Origin of the sequence: Clostridium sp. AF34-13, assembly GCF_003477845.1 — a bacterium.
GTDB classification, from domain to species: domain Bacteria; phylum Bacillota; class Clostridia; order Lachnospirales; family Lachnospiraceae; genus Butyribacter; species Butyribacter intestini.
Window position 1 is genome coordinate 37,485 of the sequence record NZ_QUEB01000004.1, and the last position, 18,741, is coordinate 56,225.

General features: G+C 34.4%; 14 protein-coding genes and 1 riboswitch. Of the genes, 13 read left to right on the forward strand and 1 reads right to left on the reverse strand.

Features of this window, described 5'->3' with window-relative positions; all coding sequences use genetic code 11:
* The first annotated feature begins 175 nt into the window (after positions 1-175).
* The 12 genes from DWZ63_RS04600 (at position 176) to DWZ63_RS04655 (ending at position 15,639) form a co-directional block, all read left to right on the forward strand.
* Positions 176-1,174, forward strand: coding sequence for a DUF445 family protein (locus DWZ63_RS04600; protein ID WP_118498881.1), 999 nt, complete (start codon positions 176-178; stop codon positions 1,172-1,174).
* Positions 1,175-1,317: 143 nt separating this feature from the next.
* The gene (locus DWZ63_RS04605; protein ID WP_118498883.1) at positions 1,318-1,944 is read left to right on the forward strand and encodes a DUF3793 family protein; all 627 of its coding nucleotides are present in this window, start codon (positions 1,318-1,320) and stop codon (positions 1,942-1,944) included.
* Between the two features lie 54 nt (positions 1,945-1,998).
* Positions 1,999-2,145, forward strand: a riboswitch (NiCo riboswitch).
* Positions 2,146-2,386: 241 nt separating this feature from the next.
* Complete coding sequence (locus tag DWZ63_RS04610; protein ID WP_118498885.1) at positions 2,387-3,271, forward strand: cation diffusion facilitator family transporter; 885 nt, start codon at positions 2,387-2,389, stop codon at positions 3,269-3,271.
* 75 nt (positions 3,272-3,346) lie between these two features.
* Positions 3,347-4,297 carry a DMT family transporter gene (locus DWZ63_RS04615; protein WP_182431442.1) on the forward strand — a complete coding sequence of 317 codons (951 nt, stop codon included), beginning with the start codon at positions 3,347-3,349 and terminating at the stop codon, positions 4,295-4,297.
* A 132-nt stretch (positions 4,298-4,429) separates the two neighbouring features.
* Complete coding sequence (locus DWZ63_RS04620; protein WP_118498889.1) at positions 4,430-4,990, forward strand: DUF6465 family protein; 561 nt, start codon at positions 4,430-4,432, stop codon at positions 4,988-4,990.
* A 210-nt stretch (positions 4,991-5,200) separates the two neighbouring features.
* Positions 5,201-7,474 carry a GGDEF domain-containing protein gene (locus DWZ63_RS04625; RefSeq protein WP_182431443.1) on the forward strand — a complete coding sequence of 758 codons (2,274 nt, stop codon included), beginning with the start codon at positions 5,201-5,203 and terminating at the stop codon, positions 7,472-7,474.
* Between the two features lie 30 nt (positions 7,475-7,504).
* Positions 7,505-9,694, forward strand: a complete 2,190-nt coding sequence (locus DWZ63_RS04630; RefSeq protein WP_118498893.1) for a response regulator — start codon at positions 7,505-7,507, stop codon at positions 9,692-9,694.
* Positions 9,695-9,949: 255 nt separating this feature from the next.
* Positions 9,950-11,752, forward strand: coding sequence for an aminopeptidase P family protein (locus tag DWZ63_RS04635; RefSeq protein WP_118498895.1), 1,803 nt, complete (start codon positions 9,950-9,952; stop codon positions 11,750-11,752).
* Between the two features lie 89 nt (positions 11,753-11,841).
* Positions 11,842-12,267, forward strand: a complete 426-nt coding sequence (locus DWZ63_RS04640; RefSeq protein WP_055941791.1) for a hypothetical protein — start codon at positions 11,842-11,844, stop codon at positions 12,265-12,267.
* The gene (locus DWZ63_RS04645; RefSeq protein ID WP_118498897.1) at positions 12,245-13,318 is read left to right on the forward strand and encodes a hypothetical protein; all 1,074 of its coding nucleotides are present in this window, start codon (positions 12,245-12,247) and stop codon (positions 13,316-13,318) included. The genes DWZ63_RS04640 and DWZ63_RS04645 overlap by 23 nt, the downstream gene beginning before the upstream one ends.
* 48 nt (positions 13,319-13,366) lie before the next feature.
* On the forward strand, positions 13,367-14,242 hold the full coding sequence (gene cdaA / locus DWZ63_RS04650; protein ID WP_022014004.1) for a diadenylate cyclase CdaA: 876 nt from the start codon (positions 13,367-13,369) through the stop codon (positions 14,240-14,242).
* A 14-nt stretch (positions 14,243-14,256) separates the two neighbouring features.
* Complete coding sequence (locus tag DWZ63_RS04655; RefSeq protein WP_118498899.1) at positions 14,257-15,639, forward strand: CdaR family protein; 1,383 nt, start codon at positions 14,257-14,259, stop codon at positions 15,637-15,639.
* Between the two features lie 139 nt (positions 15,640-15,778).
* Here the strand turns inward: DWZ63_RS04655 and typA are convergent, their stop codons facing one another.
* A complete protein-coding gene (gene typA, locus DWZ63_RS04660) occupies positions 15,779-17,611 on the reverse strand; it encodes a translational GTPase TypA (RefSeq protein ID WP_022014006.1) in 1,833 nt (610 codons plus the stop codon).
* Between the two features lie 339 nt (positions 17,612-17,950).
* Here typA and DWZ63_RS04665 point away from each other — a divergent pair, with 339 nt between their 5' ends.
* A complete protein-coding gene (locus tag DWZ63_RS04665) occupies positions 17,951-18,583 on the forward strand; it encodes a single-stranded DNA-binding protein (protein ID WP_022014007.1) in 633 nt (210 codons plus the stop codon).
* The last annotated feature ends 158 nt before the right edge of the window (positions 18,584-18,741 follow it).

The following is an 18,741-nucleotide window of genomic DNA, read 5'->3' on the forward strand; positions in this document are numbered from 1 at the left end:
GCCTGAAAAGGGATAAAAAATCAAAAGCCAGGGTGCTAAAACTCTGGCTTTTCTTTGTATTTGAGAGTGAAGTCAAAGTGGTTCTGAACACTTTACTTATAGAAATTACATCAGAGTTTTGTGCCTGATACAAAACTGATATGTGCAGTAAACTGCATGGAAATGGAGGAAAATCATGGAATACTTAAAAATCATAATACCGATACTTGTCGGAGCATTAATAGGATATTGCACAAACTATATTGCAATAAAAATGCTTTTCAGACCCAGAAAACCTGTATTTGTATTTGGAAAGAAACTGCCTTTTACACCGGGAGTCATTCCGAAAAATCAGCCGAGGATAGCATCAGCCGTTGGAAAAGCAGTTGGACAAAATCTATTTACAAATGATGATATAGTGGCAGCTATAACAGAGTCAGATTTGAAAGAGCATCTATTTGAGAAGATAAAAGAAACGGTTTTTGACAACGATAGTTCATTAAAAGATTATATTACAGAGTACAGCCTTAAAAAAGAAAACGAAAATGTTGCTGAAAATAAAAATGAAGTGTCAAAAAATACAGAATATGAAACTGAAGATTATGAAAATATAATAGAGGAAGCAGAATATAAGAGCGATTATGACAGGCTCAAAGATAGAGTGAGTGATGTTATAACTTCAAAGATAATAAATGCCTTTGAAAAAGTTGATTTAAATGTATTAGTGTCACAGATAGCAGGAAAAACGCTTGCCGAAAAAGTAAAAGGCACAATGATGGAAATGTTTTTAAATGAGTCGACAATATCCACAATGTCGGCACCTATCGGAAATGCGTTAGCTGAGTATATAAAAAATCATGGTGAGGAATTTATACATCCGTTGGTTGATGCCGAGGTCATATCATTTATGGAAAATCCTATAAATGAAAATCTTTCTGAACTCGGACTTGATACTGATATATTAGAATCAGTATTTGAAAAGATATTTGATACAGTTATCTCAAAAGGCGGAGATATAATTTCTGAATATATAGACATACAGAAAATAGTCGAGGACAAGATAAACGATATGGAGGTAAGCGAACTTGAAGACCTTGTTATGCAGGTGATGAAAAATGAACTTCAGACTATAGTAAATCTTGGAGCACTTATCGGTGCTGTTATCGGAGTGATAAATATATTTGTTGCCATATAATAGTAATGATATATTGTATCAATAACCTTATTGACTGCAAATGCTATTTAGTGTAGCATTAGAATGTAAGTTAGAAGTATCTAACTAAAGTTTTATAATGTTAATCAGTTGGACAATTACTGATAACATTTGCAGGAGGTTATATGAAGACAAATGTACTCTGTTTATTGAAAAATATGGATAAGAAAGATGTAGAATTGCAGCTTGCGTTACAATGTGCTCCTGTAATAACAGGGATAAAGGTTTCCAATCTTTTTATAATTGATAAAAATAAGGTAGATGAAGTTTATAACATTATAGATGAGACGGATATATCTGCATATTTTCTGTATGAGGATGCGGCTAAGGCAAACATACTTTTATACAGAAAAAATGAACTTCAACAATATCTTTTCCAAAAAGAAAACAGGCAGTTTGTAAGAAAACTTGGTTATGACAGCGTTTATATTGATGAACTGCTGCCGGAATTTGCAATACGATTTTCTATGTATCAGACTACTCAGGAGGATTTTCCACATGAGATGGGGATATTACTAGGCTATCCGGTCGAGGATGTAGAAGGATTTATAATTAACAATGGAAAAAATGAATTATATACAGGTTATTGGAAAGTTTATGATAATCTTACGGAAAAATTAATTTTATTTAATTATTATGAGGCCGCAAGAGAACATTTTATTTGTCTTGTGGCAAAAGGAATGGATATGAATACTATACTTATGATGTATAGTCGGGCAAGAAAAAAATACTTGCAATTTCAGATAAACTGATGTAATATATTTAAAATAAACTATTAAAAACTCTTTGCACTGCATATATTTACTACAGTACAAACTGAACAGGCCGATAGGAGCCGGGTCACATTAGTGACAGTGGATTATTATGTTTTTTATGTATTTATATACAATATGAGATTTATCATATATCGTCAAATGATTGGTGATAGAAATTATCATATCCACGGGACAGTAGTTACTTATACTGACCCGTGGTCTTTTTTACTCAATTTTTTAAAGTGAAAATCCGGGACAGTATGGATTTTCACTTTTTTATTGTATAGAAAAATGCTCGTAAAGTAGTGTGGTGCCAACGGGAATTGCGAAGCAATTCTTTCGGGTGCAGCTTAAAAAGTCAATAATAGGGGTGTGCTCTCGAAATGACTCGTTTTGAGAAGATACCGAGAGTACATTCAGTTAAAAAGGAGGAATTATTATGACGAATGCAGATAATTATGAAAAGACGGCGATGAAGGTATCAATCGTGAGTGTTATATGGAATTTATTATTATCAGCGGGAAAACTATTTGCGGGAATCTTTGCAAATTCAGGAGCTATGATAAGTGATGCCGTTCATTCTGCATCTGATGTTTTCAGCACGATAATAGTTATGATAGGAGTAAAAATATCAGGAAAAGACTCTGATAACGATCATCCGTACGGACATGAGAGACTTGAATGTGTAGCAGCGATAATTCTTGCCACGGTACTTGCAGCTACAGGCATAGGCATCGGATATGGTGCAGTTGTAAAAATTATGGCGGGGGATTATAATGTTGAAATGCCGGGAATTTTGGCACTTGTAGCGGCAGTTGTATCAATAGTGGTAAAAGAGCTTATGTTCTGGTACACAAGATATTATGCAAAACAGATAGATTCTAGTGCACTTATGGCTGATGCATGGCATCACAGGTCAGATTCACTTTCTTCAATCGGTGCTCTTATAGGTATTATCGGTGCAAGGCTTGGATTTGGGATAATGGAGCCTTTGGCATCTGTTGTTATATGTATTTTCATTGAGAAAGCTGCATATGACATATTTATGGATGCAGTAAATAAAATGGTCGATAAATCATGTGATGATGAGACAATGGAGAAAATAAAGGCGTGTGCGATGAATATCCCGGGAGTTGAAAATATAGATCTTTTAAGAACAAGAGTTTTTGGAAATAAAATATATGTCGATATGGAGATTGCTGCAGACGGAAATAAGACATTAGATGAAACACACGCTGTTGCAGAGCGTGTTCATAATGCAATAGAACAAGAATTTCCAAAAGTAAAACATATAATGGTACATGTAAATCCGGCAAAAAAATAAAATGATGAGTTAATAGTGTAAATATTTTTAATTTCACATTATGCACAAAAAATATGTGCAGAAATGAGGAGTGATATGATATTAACAGATAAAAATGACACAGAAAGAACAATGAAAAAAAGTCTTTTTACAAAGAGAAAAACAGTGATATTATTTGCAATAATTGCAATGTTTTCATGGGGATGTGCATTTCCGTTTATTAAACTGGGAATGAAAGAATATGCCATATCAAATGATGACACGGCAGGTAAGATGCTTTTTGCAGGAATAAGATTCTTTCTTGCCGGAATCATAACGCTTATAATTACATATAAAAGAGAAAAAAATATTAAAATAAAATCTTTAAAGGATTTTTCCTGGCTGTTTTTATTTGGATTTGTAAATACCGGTTTTCATTATTTTTGTTTTTATATGGGACTTTCTAATTGCAGCGGAAGCAAGGCATCAATAATAGATTCTCTTGGTACTTTCTGGCTTATATTTCTTGCGGTATTATTTTTTAAAGAAAGGCTTACTTCAAATAAAATCTTAGGTTGTCTGTTTGGATTTGCAGGTATAATCATTGCGAATTTCAGTACTGATATTATAAGTAAAGTTTCCTTTCAGGGTGAAGGATTTCTTGTTATAAGTACATTATGTGCCGCCTTTGGCGGAGTTATCGTGAGGATAATAACAACGGTAAGAAATATAAATGCGGTTAAGGCAACAGGATATGGACTGACTATTGGAGGTGTTCTGTTACTTGCAGGTGGTCTGTTTTTGGGAGGTACATTGACAAAAGTAACCTTGAAAGGAATAGTTGTTATGTTTTGTCTTGTGGCAATTTCCGTTGTCGGTTTTGTGTTATATAACCAATTATTATCATGTAATCCGGTGGGGCAGATTGCAATATTTAATGCACTTATTCCAGTGTTTGGAACACTTACATCCTGCATTTTAACGGGTGAAAGGTTTTATTTCAGATATATTATTTCAATAATTTTAGTTGCACTTGGAATATGGTTTGTAAACAGAGAAAAAAATTAAAATAACAAAAACTATTGCATTTTTATTTAATAGGTAATATACTTAATATATTTAGTGTATATATAAAGTGTGTTAAAAACACATAAATATATGACTATCGTACATAATTAATAATATTTTTTGGAGGGTATCATGGCAGGAAGAAGAAGAAAAAACACTGTTGCAGGAAGTAAAAAAGAATCACCAAAGACTCAGAATACTTTACAGGAAACTAATGTTTCTACTGATAAAGAGGCAACAAAAGCTGATGTTAAAAAGCAGGCAGAAGATGTTAATGAAAAGAAAACTGCTGATGCAAAAATTGTTGAAGATAAGAAAGTGCAGACAGAAACAAAAGCAGCAGATGCTACAGTAAAGAAAGCAACTACAGCTACAGAGAAAAAGACAACCGGATTAAAGCAGACAGCTTCAAAGACTGAGACAAACAAAAAAGCTGATGCACCAAAAAAGAGAGGAAGAAAGCCGGGAAGCAAAAATAAGCCAAAAGAGCAGCTTGCTCCTGAAGTTTATTTACAGTATTGTGGAGAAGAAGCAGACCAGAATGCTATTATAGAAAGAATCAAAGAACAGTATGTATCAGAGGGACACAGAGCAGGCAATATCAAGTCGTTGAAACTTTACTTAAAACCTGAGGACAGAGCGGCATATTATGTTATCAATGACAGATATGCAGGTAAGGTTGATCTTTTCTAATATAAAAATATTAAAAGATAAAAAGACAGGGCATAAAAAGCCCTGTCTTTTTTACATACGAGAATTGCAAAGCAATTCTTGGGGAGCAAAACGCTGGTTTTTATAAAAAAAAACAATACAATTTTCATTCAAAAAGAGTTATAATATAATACATATGCAGTAAAGTAACAAGTTATGGCATCATTATGGAGAATATATTTGGAGGAAGATATGATAATTGTATTATTTATTATCTGGATTCTGATTCTTATCGGATTGTTATCATGCATTTACAGATGTAAATACATAAATACAGATATTTCAAACTCAATAGGAAAATTACTTAAGACTTCAGTTGTGACAGTTTGTGGTTATGTACTTTTCTTAAATGCATACAATAAAAATGCAGGCTATCTATTTGCTGCTTTATATTGTGGTTCAATTGACTGGCTGATGCTTTTCTTTTTGAGATTTTTAAAGATATATACGGACTTTACATATTCGCATAAAAAGATAAAATGGATTATGTATTTTATTGCAATGCTTGATGACATAAATCTGCTTTTAAATGTGAAATTTAAGACGGCATTCTCAATAGGTCGGATATGTTATGGAAAGACAGGCTTTAATTATTTATGCAATTTCAAACCATTATTCTATTTGCATTTAGCCTTTTCATATTTGCTTATAGCATTTGTTATTTTATTGTTGATAAAAAAAATGAGGGAAGTGCCACAGTTTTACAGAAAAAAATATGGAGTTGTTTTATTTACGCTTGCGTTTGTTATTGTTTTAAATGCAATGTACATATATTCCGCAATAGCAGTAGATATCTCAATTCCGTTATATGTTCTTGAAGCGTTTTTAATAAGTTATTATGCACTTAATTTTATGCCGGAGGGTCTTGTTGAAAAAACACTTTCTCTTGTTGTGGATGATATGAACAGTGGTATAATCTGCTTTGATTTTCAGGGAAAATGTATATACGCAAATCAACTTGCAAGAGATCTGTTTGAAGTGCAGGATGATATAAGAATTTTTGAAAAATATCTGCCTATATGGCTTGAAAGAAGACATATGGATGGGGAGGAAGCGTCTGTATGGACAGAGGGACATATATATAAAGATGAAGAAATATATATAAAGGCTGAATTTAAAAAAATATATGATGATAAGAATATGCTTATCGGATACTACTTCTGTATGAGTGACAGAACAAATGAGATTGAAAAGTACAAAAGTGCAGTTTACAGGGCTACTCATGACAACCTAACAGGTATATATACGCGTGAGAAGTTTTATGACAGAGTAAATGAAGTGATACATATGAATCCTGACATAAGGCGTCTTATCATTTGTACCAAAATAAATAATATACAGATGATAAATGATCTTTTTGGAATTGAGATGGGAGATGAAGTATTAAAACAGCAGGCTGAAATATTAAAAGAAAAAGCGGGAACAGAATATGTCTACGGCAGGCTTATAGGGGATAAGTTTGCAATGTGTGTTCCTAAAGAACTGTTTGATATAGATAGTTTCGTGCAGAAAAATGCAAAGATTAGCAGACATTATCATAACAAGCTGTTTGGAGTATGCATAAATATAGGAATATATGAGGTGAATGATGTTGATGAGCCGGTTTCTGAAATGTGTGATAAGGCTTATATTGCTATTGAAAATGTCGAGGAAAATAGTGAATGTAATGTTGCATATTTTGATAATGATATGATGGACGAGATAAGTTTTGAGAAGGAGCTCATAAAGGATTTTGATACTGCTCTTAATGAAAGACAGTTTAAGATTAATCTTCAGCCAAGAGTATCAAAATCCGGCAGAATTCATGGAGCAGAAGTGCTTGTAAGATGGGAACATCCTAAAAAAGGCTTGATAATGCCAGGGCGTTTTATCAGTATATTTGAAAAGAAGGGGCTTATATACCAGCTGGACGGCTGGGTATGGGAACAGGCGATAATCCAGTTAAAAAGATGGAAAGATATGGGAAAAGAAAATCTGTATCTGTCGATAAATATTTCGGCAAAAGATTTCTTTTATCTTGATGTGTATAAAATTCTTACCGGTTTAGTCAATAAGTATGAAGTTGATCCGTCAAGACTTAGACTGGAGATAACTGAAAATGTTCTTATGACTGAAACAAAAACAAAACTAAATGTATTGTCTGCACTAAGAAAATTTGGATTTAAAATAGAAGTAGATGATTTTGGAGGTGGTTATTCTTCACTAAATATGTTAAACAGCAACCTTATAGATAATATTAAATTTGATATAAGACTTTTTAATGATAATATAAATGATGAAAAAAAACTTGCGGTACTTGACGCTACAGTTTTATTGACTGAAAAAATTGGCAAAGGTCTGCTGGTGGAGGGTGTTGAGAAAGAGGAAGAAGCAAATCTCATTATCGGACATGGATGTGAGATGTTTCAGGGATTTTATTTTTCAAAACCATTATCTGTTGACACATTTGAAAAGAAATTTTTGTGATTTTTGGGTTTTGAGAATTGGAGGATATATATGACATTTAAATATGAATATGATATAGCGGCTGCCGTTGTATTAGTTATTCTTCTTGTATATAATTATTTTATCCCACAGGCACGCAATCTTGAGGTAAGACTGTTTAGATTATTTCTTTTGTTTGGATTTATAAGCAGTATTGCAGATGCTTTGAGTGGAATGGTAGTATCCATATATTTTAAAGAAAATGTATGGTTGAACTATATCTTTATGTGGGTAAATTTTGCTGCAACTCATTTTGTTGCACCAATTTATTGTATGTTTGTCATAACAATAACAGGCAAATATAAAAAAATGCCTGAAAAAGAATATATATGGCTTATGCCAGCAGTATTAGTACAGCTTTTGTTAGTGGTCTCACCTTTTACAAAATGGGTATATATATATTCGGCAGAGCATGGCTATCACAGGGGGATACTTATGCCTGGTGTTGTGGCAGTGTCAGTTTTTTATCTTTTAAGTGCCTCATTTATAATATGGTTTAAGGGAAAACATCTCGGATTTTACTATCAGTTTATTTCATCGTTTTTTTTAATCGTCTGCATTGCATTTTTGTATATACAGATGTTTGTAGGAGGATATGTTTTACTTGATGCGGCTATGGCGATAAGTGCATTTATCATACAGCTTACGCTGGTACATCCTAAAATGATGCGTGATGCAAATGAAAAAGAAAAGGTGGCACGAAAAGCTGCCGAAGCTGCAAATGCAGCAAAATCATCATTTCTTGCAAATATATCGCATGAACTCAGGACTCCGCTAAATGCGATTTACGGCATGACGGAGCTTCTTGAAAAGGATAACCTTAATAGCACACAGGATGATTCGGTGAAAACAATAAGATCTGCCAGCGAAAAACTTATTTCAATTGTTGATGATCTTTTAAATTATTCTAAGATAGATTCGGGAAAAATTGGTATAAATGAATCTGAATACCAATTTGTGACGCTGCTGTGTAATGCAGAAGACTATATGGAGGAACAGCTTGCAGGCAGGGATATTGATTTTGAGGTTAATATAGGTGCTAATATTCCAAAGAAACTGTATGGAGATTATGAAAAAGTATATGCTATATTAAAGAATATCCTCAGTAATGCATCTAAGTTTACTGAAAAAGGAAAAATAATATTAGATATATCCTTCAATACATTTACCGAAAAAAACATAAAGATAACATTTAAGGTAAAAGATACCGGAATCGGAATAAAGCCTGCTGATATGAAAAAACTATTCAAAAGTTTTAGTCAGGTTGATGACGGAGTAGACAGAAAAGCACAGGGAACAGGCATCGGACTTGCACTGTCGAAGAGACTTGCAAAACTCTTAGACGGTGATATATCAGTTTCAAGTGAGTATGGATTTGGAAGCAGTTTTGAAATAAATATTATGCAAAAATACATCGAACTTGAAAAGCTGCCTAATGTCAGTGAGGCTGTTGATTATAAAGTATATCTTTATACTGATGAGTATGAACTGAAATGGCATATCAGCAAAATATTTTCACAGCTTGGAATATCAGTAATACTGGTACATAAGATAAGCCAGCTTGAAAAAATATCAGTTAAAAATCCAAATAGCATGAAAACGATATTGCTTTATTCATACAATATAAAGAAAAAAATAGATGCTTTGAAGCTTCCGTTCAGGACTATCGCAATAGCCGATTATGTCAAAGATAAATCGGTGTATAAAGAAAGGAATGTTTTAGTTAAACCGGTTGATATACTTAAAGTCAGAGAGTGTATTTTCGAGCAGATGTATGATATTGTTTTTAAAGAGACAAGGAATACGGATGGCGAATTTGATCTCAGCAATGTGCATATTGCACTTGTTGATGATAATAAAGTAAATCTCAGGATAGAAGCCGCATTGTTAAAGGATTTTAAAGTCAAGATAGAAACATTTATGAGTGGAGAAGCGATACTAAAAGCGTATAAGTATGGAAGAAAATATGATATTATCTTTATGGATCATATGATGCCGGAGATGGATGGAGTGGAAACGACAAAACGAATAAGAAAACTTCCCGGTGGAGATGGAAAAAATGTAAGAATAATCGCATTGACGGCCAATGCCATTCAGGGAGTTGAAAATGAATATATTGCTGCAGGAATGGACGACTGGATATTTAAGCCTGTTAGACAGGAACAGTTAAAGAAAATGATATTAAAACATCTCAAGATGTGAATATAGGTATAATAGGTATAAGCGAAACTAATTATATGTTGTGTTAATTGTACTGATATAACAAATAATATCGTCGGCACGCTCTCGCTATGTTGTCGTTCGTAGCAGGACATAAATCAGCAAAAAACGCTGATTAAGTGCTGACGACGACAAAAATGCCGACTAACACTATTTGTTATATCTGCACAATTTAATCAAGTTTTATGATAGTTTCGCAAACGCCTAATAGGTATAAGCTTGAAAGGAATTTGTAAAATGAAAACCGTAGTAGAAAAACTTGAAAATCTTAGAAATAAAATGAAAGCAAATAATGTGCAGGCATATATTATTTGCACGGAAGATTATCACGGCTCAGAGTATGCCGGTGATTATTTTAAGGAAAGAGAATATATGTCAGGTTTTACAGGTTCGGCGGGAACTTTAGTCATACTTTATGATGAAGCTGCATTGTGGACTGACGGCAGATATTTTTTGCAGGCGGAGGATGAACTTTCAGGAAGTACGATAAAGCTTATGAAGATGTTTCAGACGGGTGTACCTGCGATTGAGGAATATCTTTATGATAAACTTTCAGATAGTGACAGGATTGGTTTTGATGGCAGAACATTAACTACAGCATTTGCCGAGAAAATATATAACAAGGTGTCTTCTAAGAATATAACATTTAAGTATGATATTGATCTTGTTGGTGAGCTTTGGAAGGACAGACCAATGCTTTCTAAAGAAAAGGTCTGGAAGCTCGATGAAAAATATACCGGTTTACATTCCTCTCAAAAGTTTATAAATGTGCGTGCAAAGATGAGTGAGAATGGTATTGATACTTTGATTGTATCAGCACTCGATCAGATAGCATGGCTTTTAAATCTTAGAGGAAATGATGTGCTTTGTAATCCCGTATTTCTTTCGTATATGATGATATTTAGGGATAGAGCGGTCTTATATGCTGCCAATGAGATTTTTGATGATGGAATTTTGAGTTATCTTAAAGAACTCAATGTAGAAGTAAGAGATTACGACATATTTTATGATGAGTTGAAAAAAATTGATAAAAACAGTAAAATACAACTTGATTATGCTAACTCAAATTATTGCACAAAAATGTGCATACCGGCAGATGCTTTCGTGTTAAATAAAAAAAGTCCTATTATTTTAATGAAAGCAGTAAAGACAAAGTGCGAATATGAAAATGAGAAAGCAGCCCATATAAAAGACGGAGCTGCGGTTACAAAATTCATGTACTGGCTGCAAAAAAATGTCGGAAAAGAAAAAATTACTGAGATAAGTGCTGCTGAGAAACTTGAACAGTTTAGGTGTGAGCAGGACGGTTATCTGGGAGCTTCTTTTAAGCCTATCATGGCATTTGCCGAGCACGGTGCGATTGTTCACTATTCTGCAACAGAAAAGTCAAATGCGGTTCTCGAACCAAGAAGTTTTCTACTCTCGGATACAGGTGGACATTACATAGAGGGAACTACCGATATAACGAGGACATTTCCTCTGGGAAAGCTAACAGAGGAAGAAAAGAAAGCTTATACTGTTGTGTTGACTGCTCATTTGAGATTGGCAGCAGCAAGATTTCCATATGGAATGACGGGAACACAGCTTGATGCCATAGCGAGAGAGCCTTTGTGGCAGCATGGAATGGATTTTAATCATGGAACAGGACATGGTGTCGGATATATTTTAAATGTTCATGAGGGACCAAACGGAATAAGCTGGCAGATGAGAAATAAAAAACTGCCATATGCAGTATTTGAAGAGGGTATGATAACTTCAAATGAGCCCGGCTTTTACCAGGAGGGAAGATTTGGAATCCGTCATGAAAATCTTATTTTGTGCCTTAAAGATAAGAAAACACCTTATGGACAGTTTATGAGATTTGAAAATCTTACATTTGTCCCGTTTGACTGGGATGCTATTGATGTAAGATATATGACTGAAAGTGATGTTTGCAGGTTAAACAGGTATCACAAAGCCGTATATGAAAAAATATCACCGTTTTTAAGTGAGGATGAGAAAATATGGCTTGAGGAAAAGACAAGAGAACGCCTTAAATAGTTGTGGTACTTTTGATAAGTATTAAAAGTGAGATGTCCGGAAAAAATATTGATATAATATATTCAAAATAAAATTGAAAGGTATTAAAAATGGTAAATGAAGACAAAGTAAGAATAATGACGGCAATGGCAAGAGAGGAAAAAAAATATGGCAGTGAGATTACGGAAAATATGCAGTTCTTTAAAAAGGATTATGTCCGCAGTCATGTACTTGCTGTATTATGGAGTTATACTATAGCATATTTGTTGTTGTTTTTTCTCATAATATTTTATAATATAAATTATATACTGCTGAATTTTGTTGTGATTGATTATCTGACAGTTGGAATGGTTATGCTGTTTTCATATGCACTGTTATTTTTTCTATGCGTGCTGATATCAAGGATACATTACCTGGAAAAATATGAAAATGAGCACAGGATATTGGAAGAATATTATGACAATGTACTAAAATTAAAAAAAATTTATGCTGAGGACGGGAAGGAGACAGAGGATGTCAATACTGCTGGAAATTAGGGATTATATTCAAAAATTTTATCAGAAATATGCTGCCGTATTAAATGTAATATTGCGGTTTTTAGCAGCATTTATTACATTTTTTGCGACAAACCGTGTAATTGGATTTAATCCGTATCTTGACCATACATACACGGAACTCGTTTTTGCAGCTGTTTCAGTGGTGTTTCCTGTACAGATATTGTTGTTTTTTGAAGCAGTTTTTATAACATTGCATATACTATATGTTTCACATTATCTTGCATTTGTCACAGCTATATTTTTTGCAATCCTGTATTTTGTGTATGTAAGATTTATACCAAAGGACGGATATGTTATTTTGTCAATGCCGGTACTTTCTTCATTTGGGACACCATACATACTTCCGATACTGCTTGGTATTACTGCAGATCCGATAGCAATAATCCCTGAGTCGATAGGTGTGATAGTCTATCATTATTTACAGAATGTTATATCAGTTGTAAGTACCTCCACCGAAGACAGCATCAATCTTTACCACCTTGTGCTGAAACAGACATTTAATGATAAAGAACTTTATATAACACTAATTGTTTTTTCAATAGTTACAATATTTGTTTATTTTATTAGAAATTCAAAAATAGACTATTCTTTTGAAATAGCAATCATAAGCGGAGGTTTTTTAAATACAATATTGCTTTTGTTTATGAACTTTTTTATGGATATAAATATTAATGTTTTCAGATTTTTTATAACAATGATATTGTCTGTTGCATTTGTATGGCTGGTGCAGCTTTTCAGGCTTTCGTTAAATTATGCAGGCGTGGAAAATCTACAGTTTGAAGATGATGAGTATTATTATTATGTGAGGGCAGTTCCCAAAAATAATATTACTAAAGCTGATAAAAATGTCAAAAGATACAATGCTCATAATTTTATAAGACATCATGACGATGCTCAGGATATTACGGAAGCAAATAAAGAAAATGAAGAACATAATGATTCAGCAGGTGAAGATTTTGACCATAATTTTGATTTTACGGTATCACTTGATGATGAATATATAAATAATATTGAAAAAAAAGAGAAATAGATATAAAATATATATCATAAAAAGCGATTAAAATGACATGGAGGAACAATGGAGGCTGTATTTTCATTACTTAAAGAGTATTTTTATGTATTATCTTTTCCAAAAGTTGGCTTGACTGACATTTTAGAAATATTGATAATAGCGTTTACTATATACCATGTGAGTTTATGGGTTAAAAAAACCAGGGCATGGGCACTTGTAAAAGGTATATTGATATTATTTTTATGCTATATCATTGCATATCTTTTGGATATGAGTGTGATTTTATGGATATTTAATAAAACACTTGCCATAGGAATCACAGCATTGCTTATCGTGTTTCAGCCTGAACTCAGAAAAGCACTTGAAGAACTTGGAAAGAAAAATATCGTTCGTTCTATCGTTCCTTTTGACGAGCAGAAAGACAAGAACAAAAGATTTTCGGACAAGTCCATAAATGAGATTATTCGTGCCACGGTAGAGATGGCTAATGTAAAGACTGGTGCACTTATAATACTTGAAAAGGATATTGTACTTTCTGAATATGAAAGAACAGGTATAAATCTGGATTCGGCAATAAGTTCCCAGCTCCTTATAAATATATTTGAACATAACACACCGCTTCATGATGGTGCCGTTATAATAAGGGGTGACAGGATAGTGGCGGCAACCTGTTATCTGCCTTTATCGGACAATCTTGGGTTGTCTAAAGAACTCGGTACAAGACACAGAGCAGGAGTTGGCATTAGTGAGGTAAGTGACAGCCTTACTATAATCGTTTCGGAGGAAACAGGTAAGATTTCTGTTGCCATAGGCGGAAAGCTTTTAAGAAATGTAGATGGTGATCTTCTCAGAAAGCAGATAGATGAATTGCAAGGTAATACATCTGAGACAAAGAAACGATTCAGAATTAATTTTCATTCAAAGAAATCAAAGCAAAACTAAATCGGGGGTTGATTATGAAAGAAGAAACAAAGAGTATTTATTTGAAAAATCTTGGCATAAAAATTGTTTCTGTTTTGCTGGCAATGATCATATGGATGATAATCATAAATATTGATGATCCGTATAAGACGAGAACATTCAGTGTAAATGTAGAGACAATAAACGAAAGTGCACTTCAATCGGTAAACAAGGTATATGAAGTAATCGACGGCAATACAGCAAATGTCAAAGTACGAGGCAAAAAAAGTGTTGTAGATAAATTAGAGGCATCTGATATAAAAGCTACGGCGGATCTTTCTGATCTTTCCGCAGTAAATGCAGTTGCGATAAAACCATCGCTTATGGTGAATGTTTCGTCAGAGGTGACTTTAGAGTGTGATCAGGTTCTTAAAGTATCGCTGGAGGACAGAGCGAGCAAACAGGTTAAGATCAATGTTATTACGGAAGGAAATCCACAGAAAGGATATAGTATAGGCGAGTGTATTGCAAAGCCAAATATGATAGAAGTATCCGGAGGAGAATCAGCAATAAATCAGATAAAAACAGTTAATGTTTATCTTAATGTAAGCAATGTATCTGATGATTTTACGAAACGGCTTACACCGGCGGCATATGACTCAGATGGAAACAAGATTACATCAAGTACGCTGACTTTCAGCTATGATACCGTAAAGGTCAGTGCAAGTGTATTAGAGATAAAGAAAGTTCCTGTGAAAGTGAAGATAATCGGAAAGCCGGCAGAGGGTTATCGTTATATCGAGACGAACTGTCTGCCTAAGGAAGTTGAGATAGCAGGACGCCCAAGAGTGCTTTCTAATATAAGTGCGATTCTGATTCCGGTTGAAATATCAGGTATGAACAGCGATTCAAGAAAACTCGAACAGGATATTATGGTAAGCGATTATCTGCCTGAAAATGTTACAGTGCTTGATGAGTATTCAACAGTATCTATCAAGATAGTCATAGAACAACTGTTTAAGAAAAAAATACAGATTGCATTGAGTGACATAACATTCGGAGGGCTGGAAGACGGATACGAAGCTATACCGGAATCAGACTTGTCTAATATATATATAATGGTTGCGGGAACTGCTTCAGAACTTAAAAAACTTAATACTAAGACTGTAAATCCATATATAAACTGCCGTGGACTTGATGACGGAACATATTCGATAAGACTTCAGTGTGATGTGGGAGATGAATGTGAAATAATCAGCCAGCCGAAGGTTAAAGTGCGGATAAAAAAGAAATCTTCTGATAACAAAAATGATGAAGAAAATAAAGTCAGTGCAACAGGCAAGCCTAAGGCAACAAGCAAGCCGACACCGCAGCCGACACAGGAGAGTACGGATACCGGTGATGACGATAATGATAGTGGAGCAGATGAAGAGAACTAAATAAGTACAATATAAAATAAGGTTAATGAAAATAAGCCGGAAATCATTAAATTTGATTTCCGGCTTGTTTTGTTATGAAATATATGAAATTTATGGGATAACGAGTACAAATGTACTCATTTTAAATTTGATGCACTTACTATTTTGCATTTTTCTTAGAACGGAATCTAAGTGTTGAATCAAGTATTTTCTTACGGATACGAAGATTTTCAGGAGTAATCTCAAGTAATTCATCTGTATCAATAAATTCAAGTGCTTCCTCAAGACTTAACTTCTTTGGAGGAATGAGCTTGAGTGCATCATCTGCTGAAGAAGAACGTGTATTTGTAAGATGTTTTGTCTTGCATACATTCAATTCAATGTCTTCTGCCTTTCCGTTCTGACCGATAACCATACCGGCATAAACTTTTTCACCAGGTCCTACAAAGAGAGTACCACGCTCCTGGGCACTGAACAATCCGTAAGCAACAGTCTCACCGGACTCAAATGCAATAAGAGAGCCCTGCTTTCGATATGCAATATCTCCCTTATATGGACCGTATTCTTCAAACATTGTGTTGAGAATACCATTTCCTTTAGTGTCTGTCATAAACTCACCACGGTAACCGATAAGTCCTCGTGATGGGATAAGGAACTCAAGTCTTGTAAATCCGCCGCCGATAGATGACATTCCCTGAAGTTCACCCTTACGGTTGCTGAGCTTCTGGATAACATTTCCTGAGAAATCGTCAGGAACATCAATATAAGCACGCTCCATAGGCTCTAACTTTTTGCCGCGTTCGTCTGTCTTATAGAGAACTTCTGCCTTACTTACGGCAAATTCATAACCCTCACGGCGCATATTTTCGATGAGTACTGAAAGATGGAGCTCACCACGGCCTGAAACCTTAAAACTGTCAGTATTTTCAGTTTCTTCAACTCTTAAACTTACATCATGGTTTAATTCGCTGAAAAGTCTGTCACGAAGATGTCTTGAAGTGACAAATTTTCCCTCCTGGCCGGCAAGCGGGCTGTCATTTACTATGAAATGCATTGCTATTGTTGGCTCAGAAATCTTCTGGAATGGGATTGCTACGGGATTTTCAGGAGAGCAGAGGGTATCTCCAATATGAATATCTGCAATACCTGAGATGGCAACGATAGAACCGATACCTGCTTCTTTGACTTCCACTTTATTAAGTCCGTCAAACTCATAAAGTTTGCTTATCTTTACACGCTGCATCTTGTCTTTATCATGATGATTCACGATAACAACATCCTGGTTTACGCTGACTTTTCCATTGTCCACTTTACCGATACCGATACGACCTACATATTCATTGTAGTCAATAGTGCTGATAAGCACCTGTGTTCCGGCATCAGGATCACCCTCAGGGGCAGGGATGTAGTCAAGAATAGTCTCAAAAAGAGGAACCATGTCTTTTCCTTCTTCATCCATACTGTAAGATGCGATACCTGCTTTTGCTGAAGCATAGATAAATGGGCAGTCAAGCTGTTCCTCGCTTGCATCAAGGTCGATGAATAATTCAAGCACCTCATCTACAACTTCGGCAGGGCGTGCTTCCGGACGGTCTATTTTGTTGATGCAGACAATAACCGGAAGATTAAGTTCTAAAGCCTTTTTCAGAACGAATTTGGTCTGAGGCATAGCACCTTCAAAGGCATCGACTACAAGTACAACACCGTTTACCATTTTAAGTACACGCTCAACTTCTCCACCAAAATCAGCATGTCCCGGTGTGTCAATAATGTTAATCTTAGTATCTTTATATGTGATAGCAGTGTTTTTAGATAAGATAGTGATACCGCGTTCTCTTTCTATATCACCTGAATCCATTACTCTTTCAGCGACTTCCTGATTAGAACGGAAAACACCACTCTGTTTGAGCAGCTCATCTACCAATGTAGTCTTACCGTGGTCTACATGGGCGATGATAGCAATGTTTCTTATATCCTCGCGTTTAATATTCATTATATTGCCTCCATTATTAAAATTTCATACAAAAAAGTTCACAGATATTTATTATATCGAAAAAAGTCGTTATATACAAGATATAAAAATTAACAAAAATGTAATCAAAAAGAGAATAATATAGTGTAAAATAGTTATTATCTTTTAAAATATCAAAAATATATGGATATTTTTGTAAAAAAGATGTATTTTATAATAGAGATGTCGAAAAATGATATACTTAAATAGGGAGATAGGGGGAATTTACTGTTCTAAAAAAGATAAAATGTCATATAATTTATTAAAACAAAATACAAGCGGGTCATAACACACCTGCAAAATAATGGAGGAAAAGAAAATATGTTGGATAAAGTGTTTACGAATAACCAGGTGACTATTGCAGGAGAAGTTGTAAGTGATTTTACTTTCAGCCATGAAATCTATGGTGAGAATTTTTTCTTAGTGAACATAGCGGTAAGCAGACTCAGCGATTCATGTGATATTATTCCGGTTATGGTATCAGACAGACTTATGGATGTTAAGGGCGATTATAAGGGATGTATCTTACAGGCAAGCGGTCAGTTCAGATCTTATAACAGACATGAGGAGACTAAGAACAGACTTGTTTTATCAGTTTTTGCAAGAGAGGTATCATTTGTTGAAATTCCGGAGGGCGAACAGAATCCTAACCACATATTCCTTGACGGATATGTATGTAAGAAACCGGTATATAGAAAAACACCTCTTGGCAGAGAGATAGCAGATGTATTGCTTGCAGTAAACAGACCGTATGGCAAATCAGATTATATTCCATGTATCTGCTGGGGAAGAAATGCAAGATATGCAGACCAGTTTGAAGTTGGTGCACATGTTCAGCTCTGGGGCAGGATTCAAAGCAGGGAATATCAGAAAAAGATTGATGAGGAAGTTTATGAAAAGAGGGTTGCATATGAGGTGTCAGTAAGTAAACTTGAGTATCTCTCAGAGGAATGACAATCTTATTTATAAGAAAATTTATCAATGAACCCTGTGACAGGTTCAGCTTAAAAGTTTCTGACGAAACTAAGAAAAATGAGGTTAAGGATAGAGAGGTATAATCATAATAAACATAATAACATACATTACTGACTAAGGAATTAAAAAAATAAGGT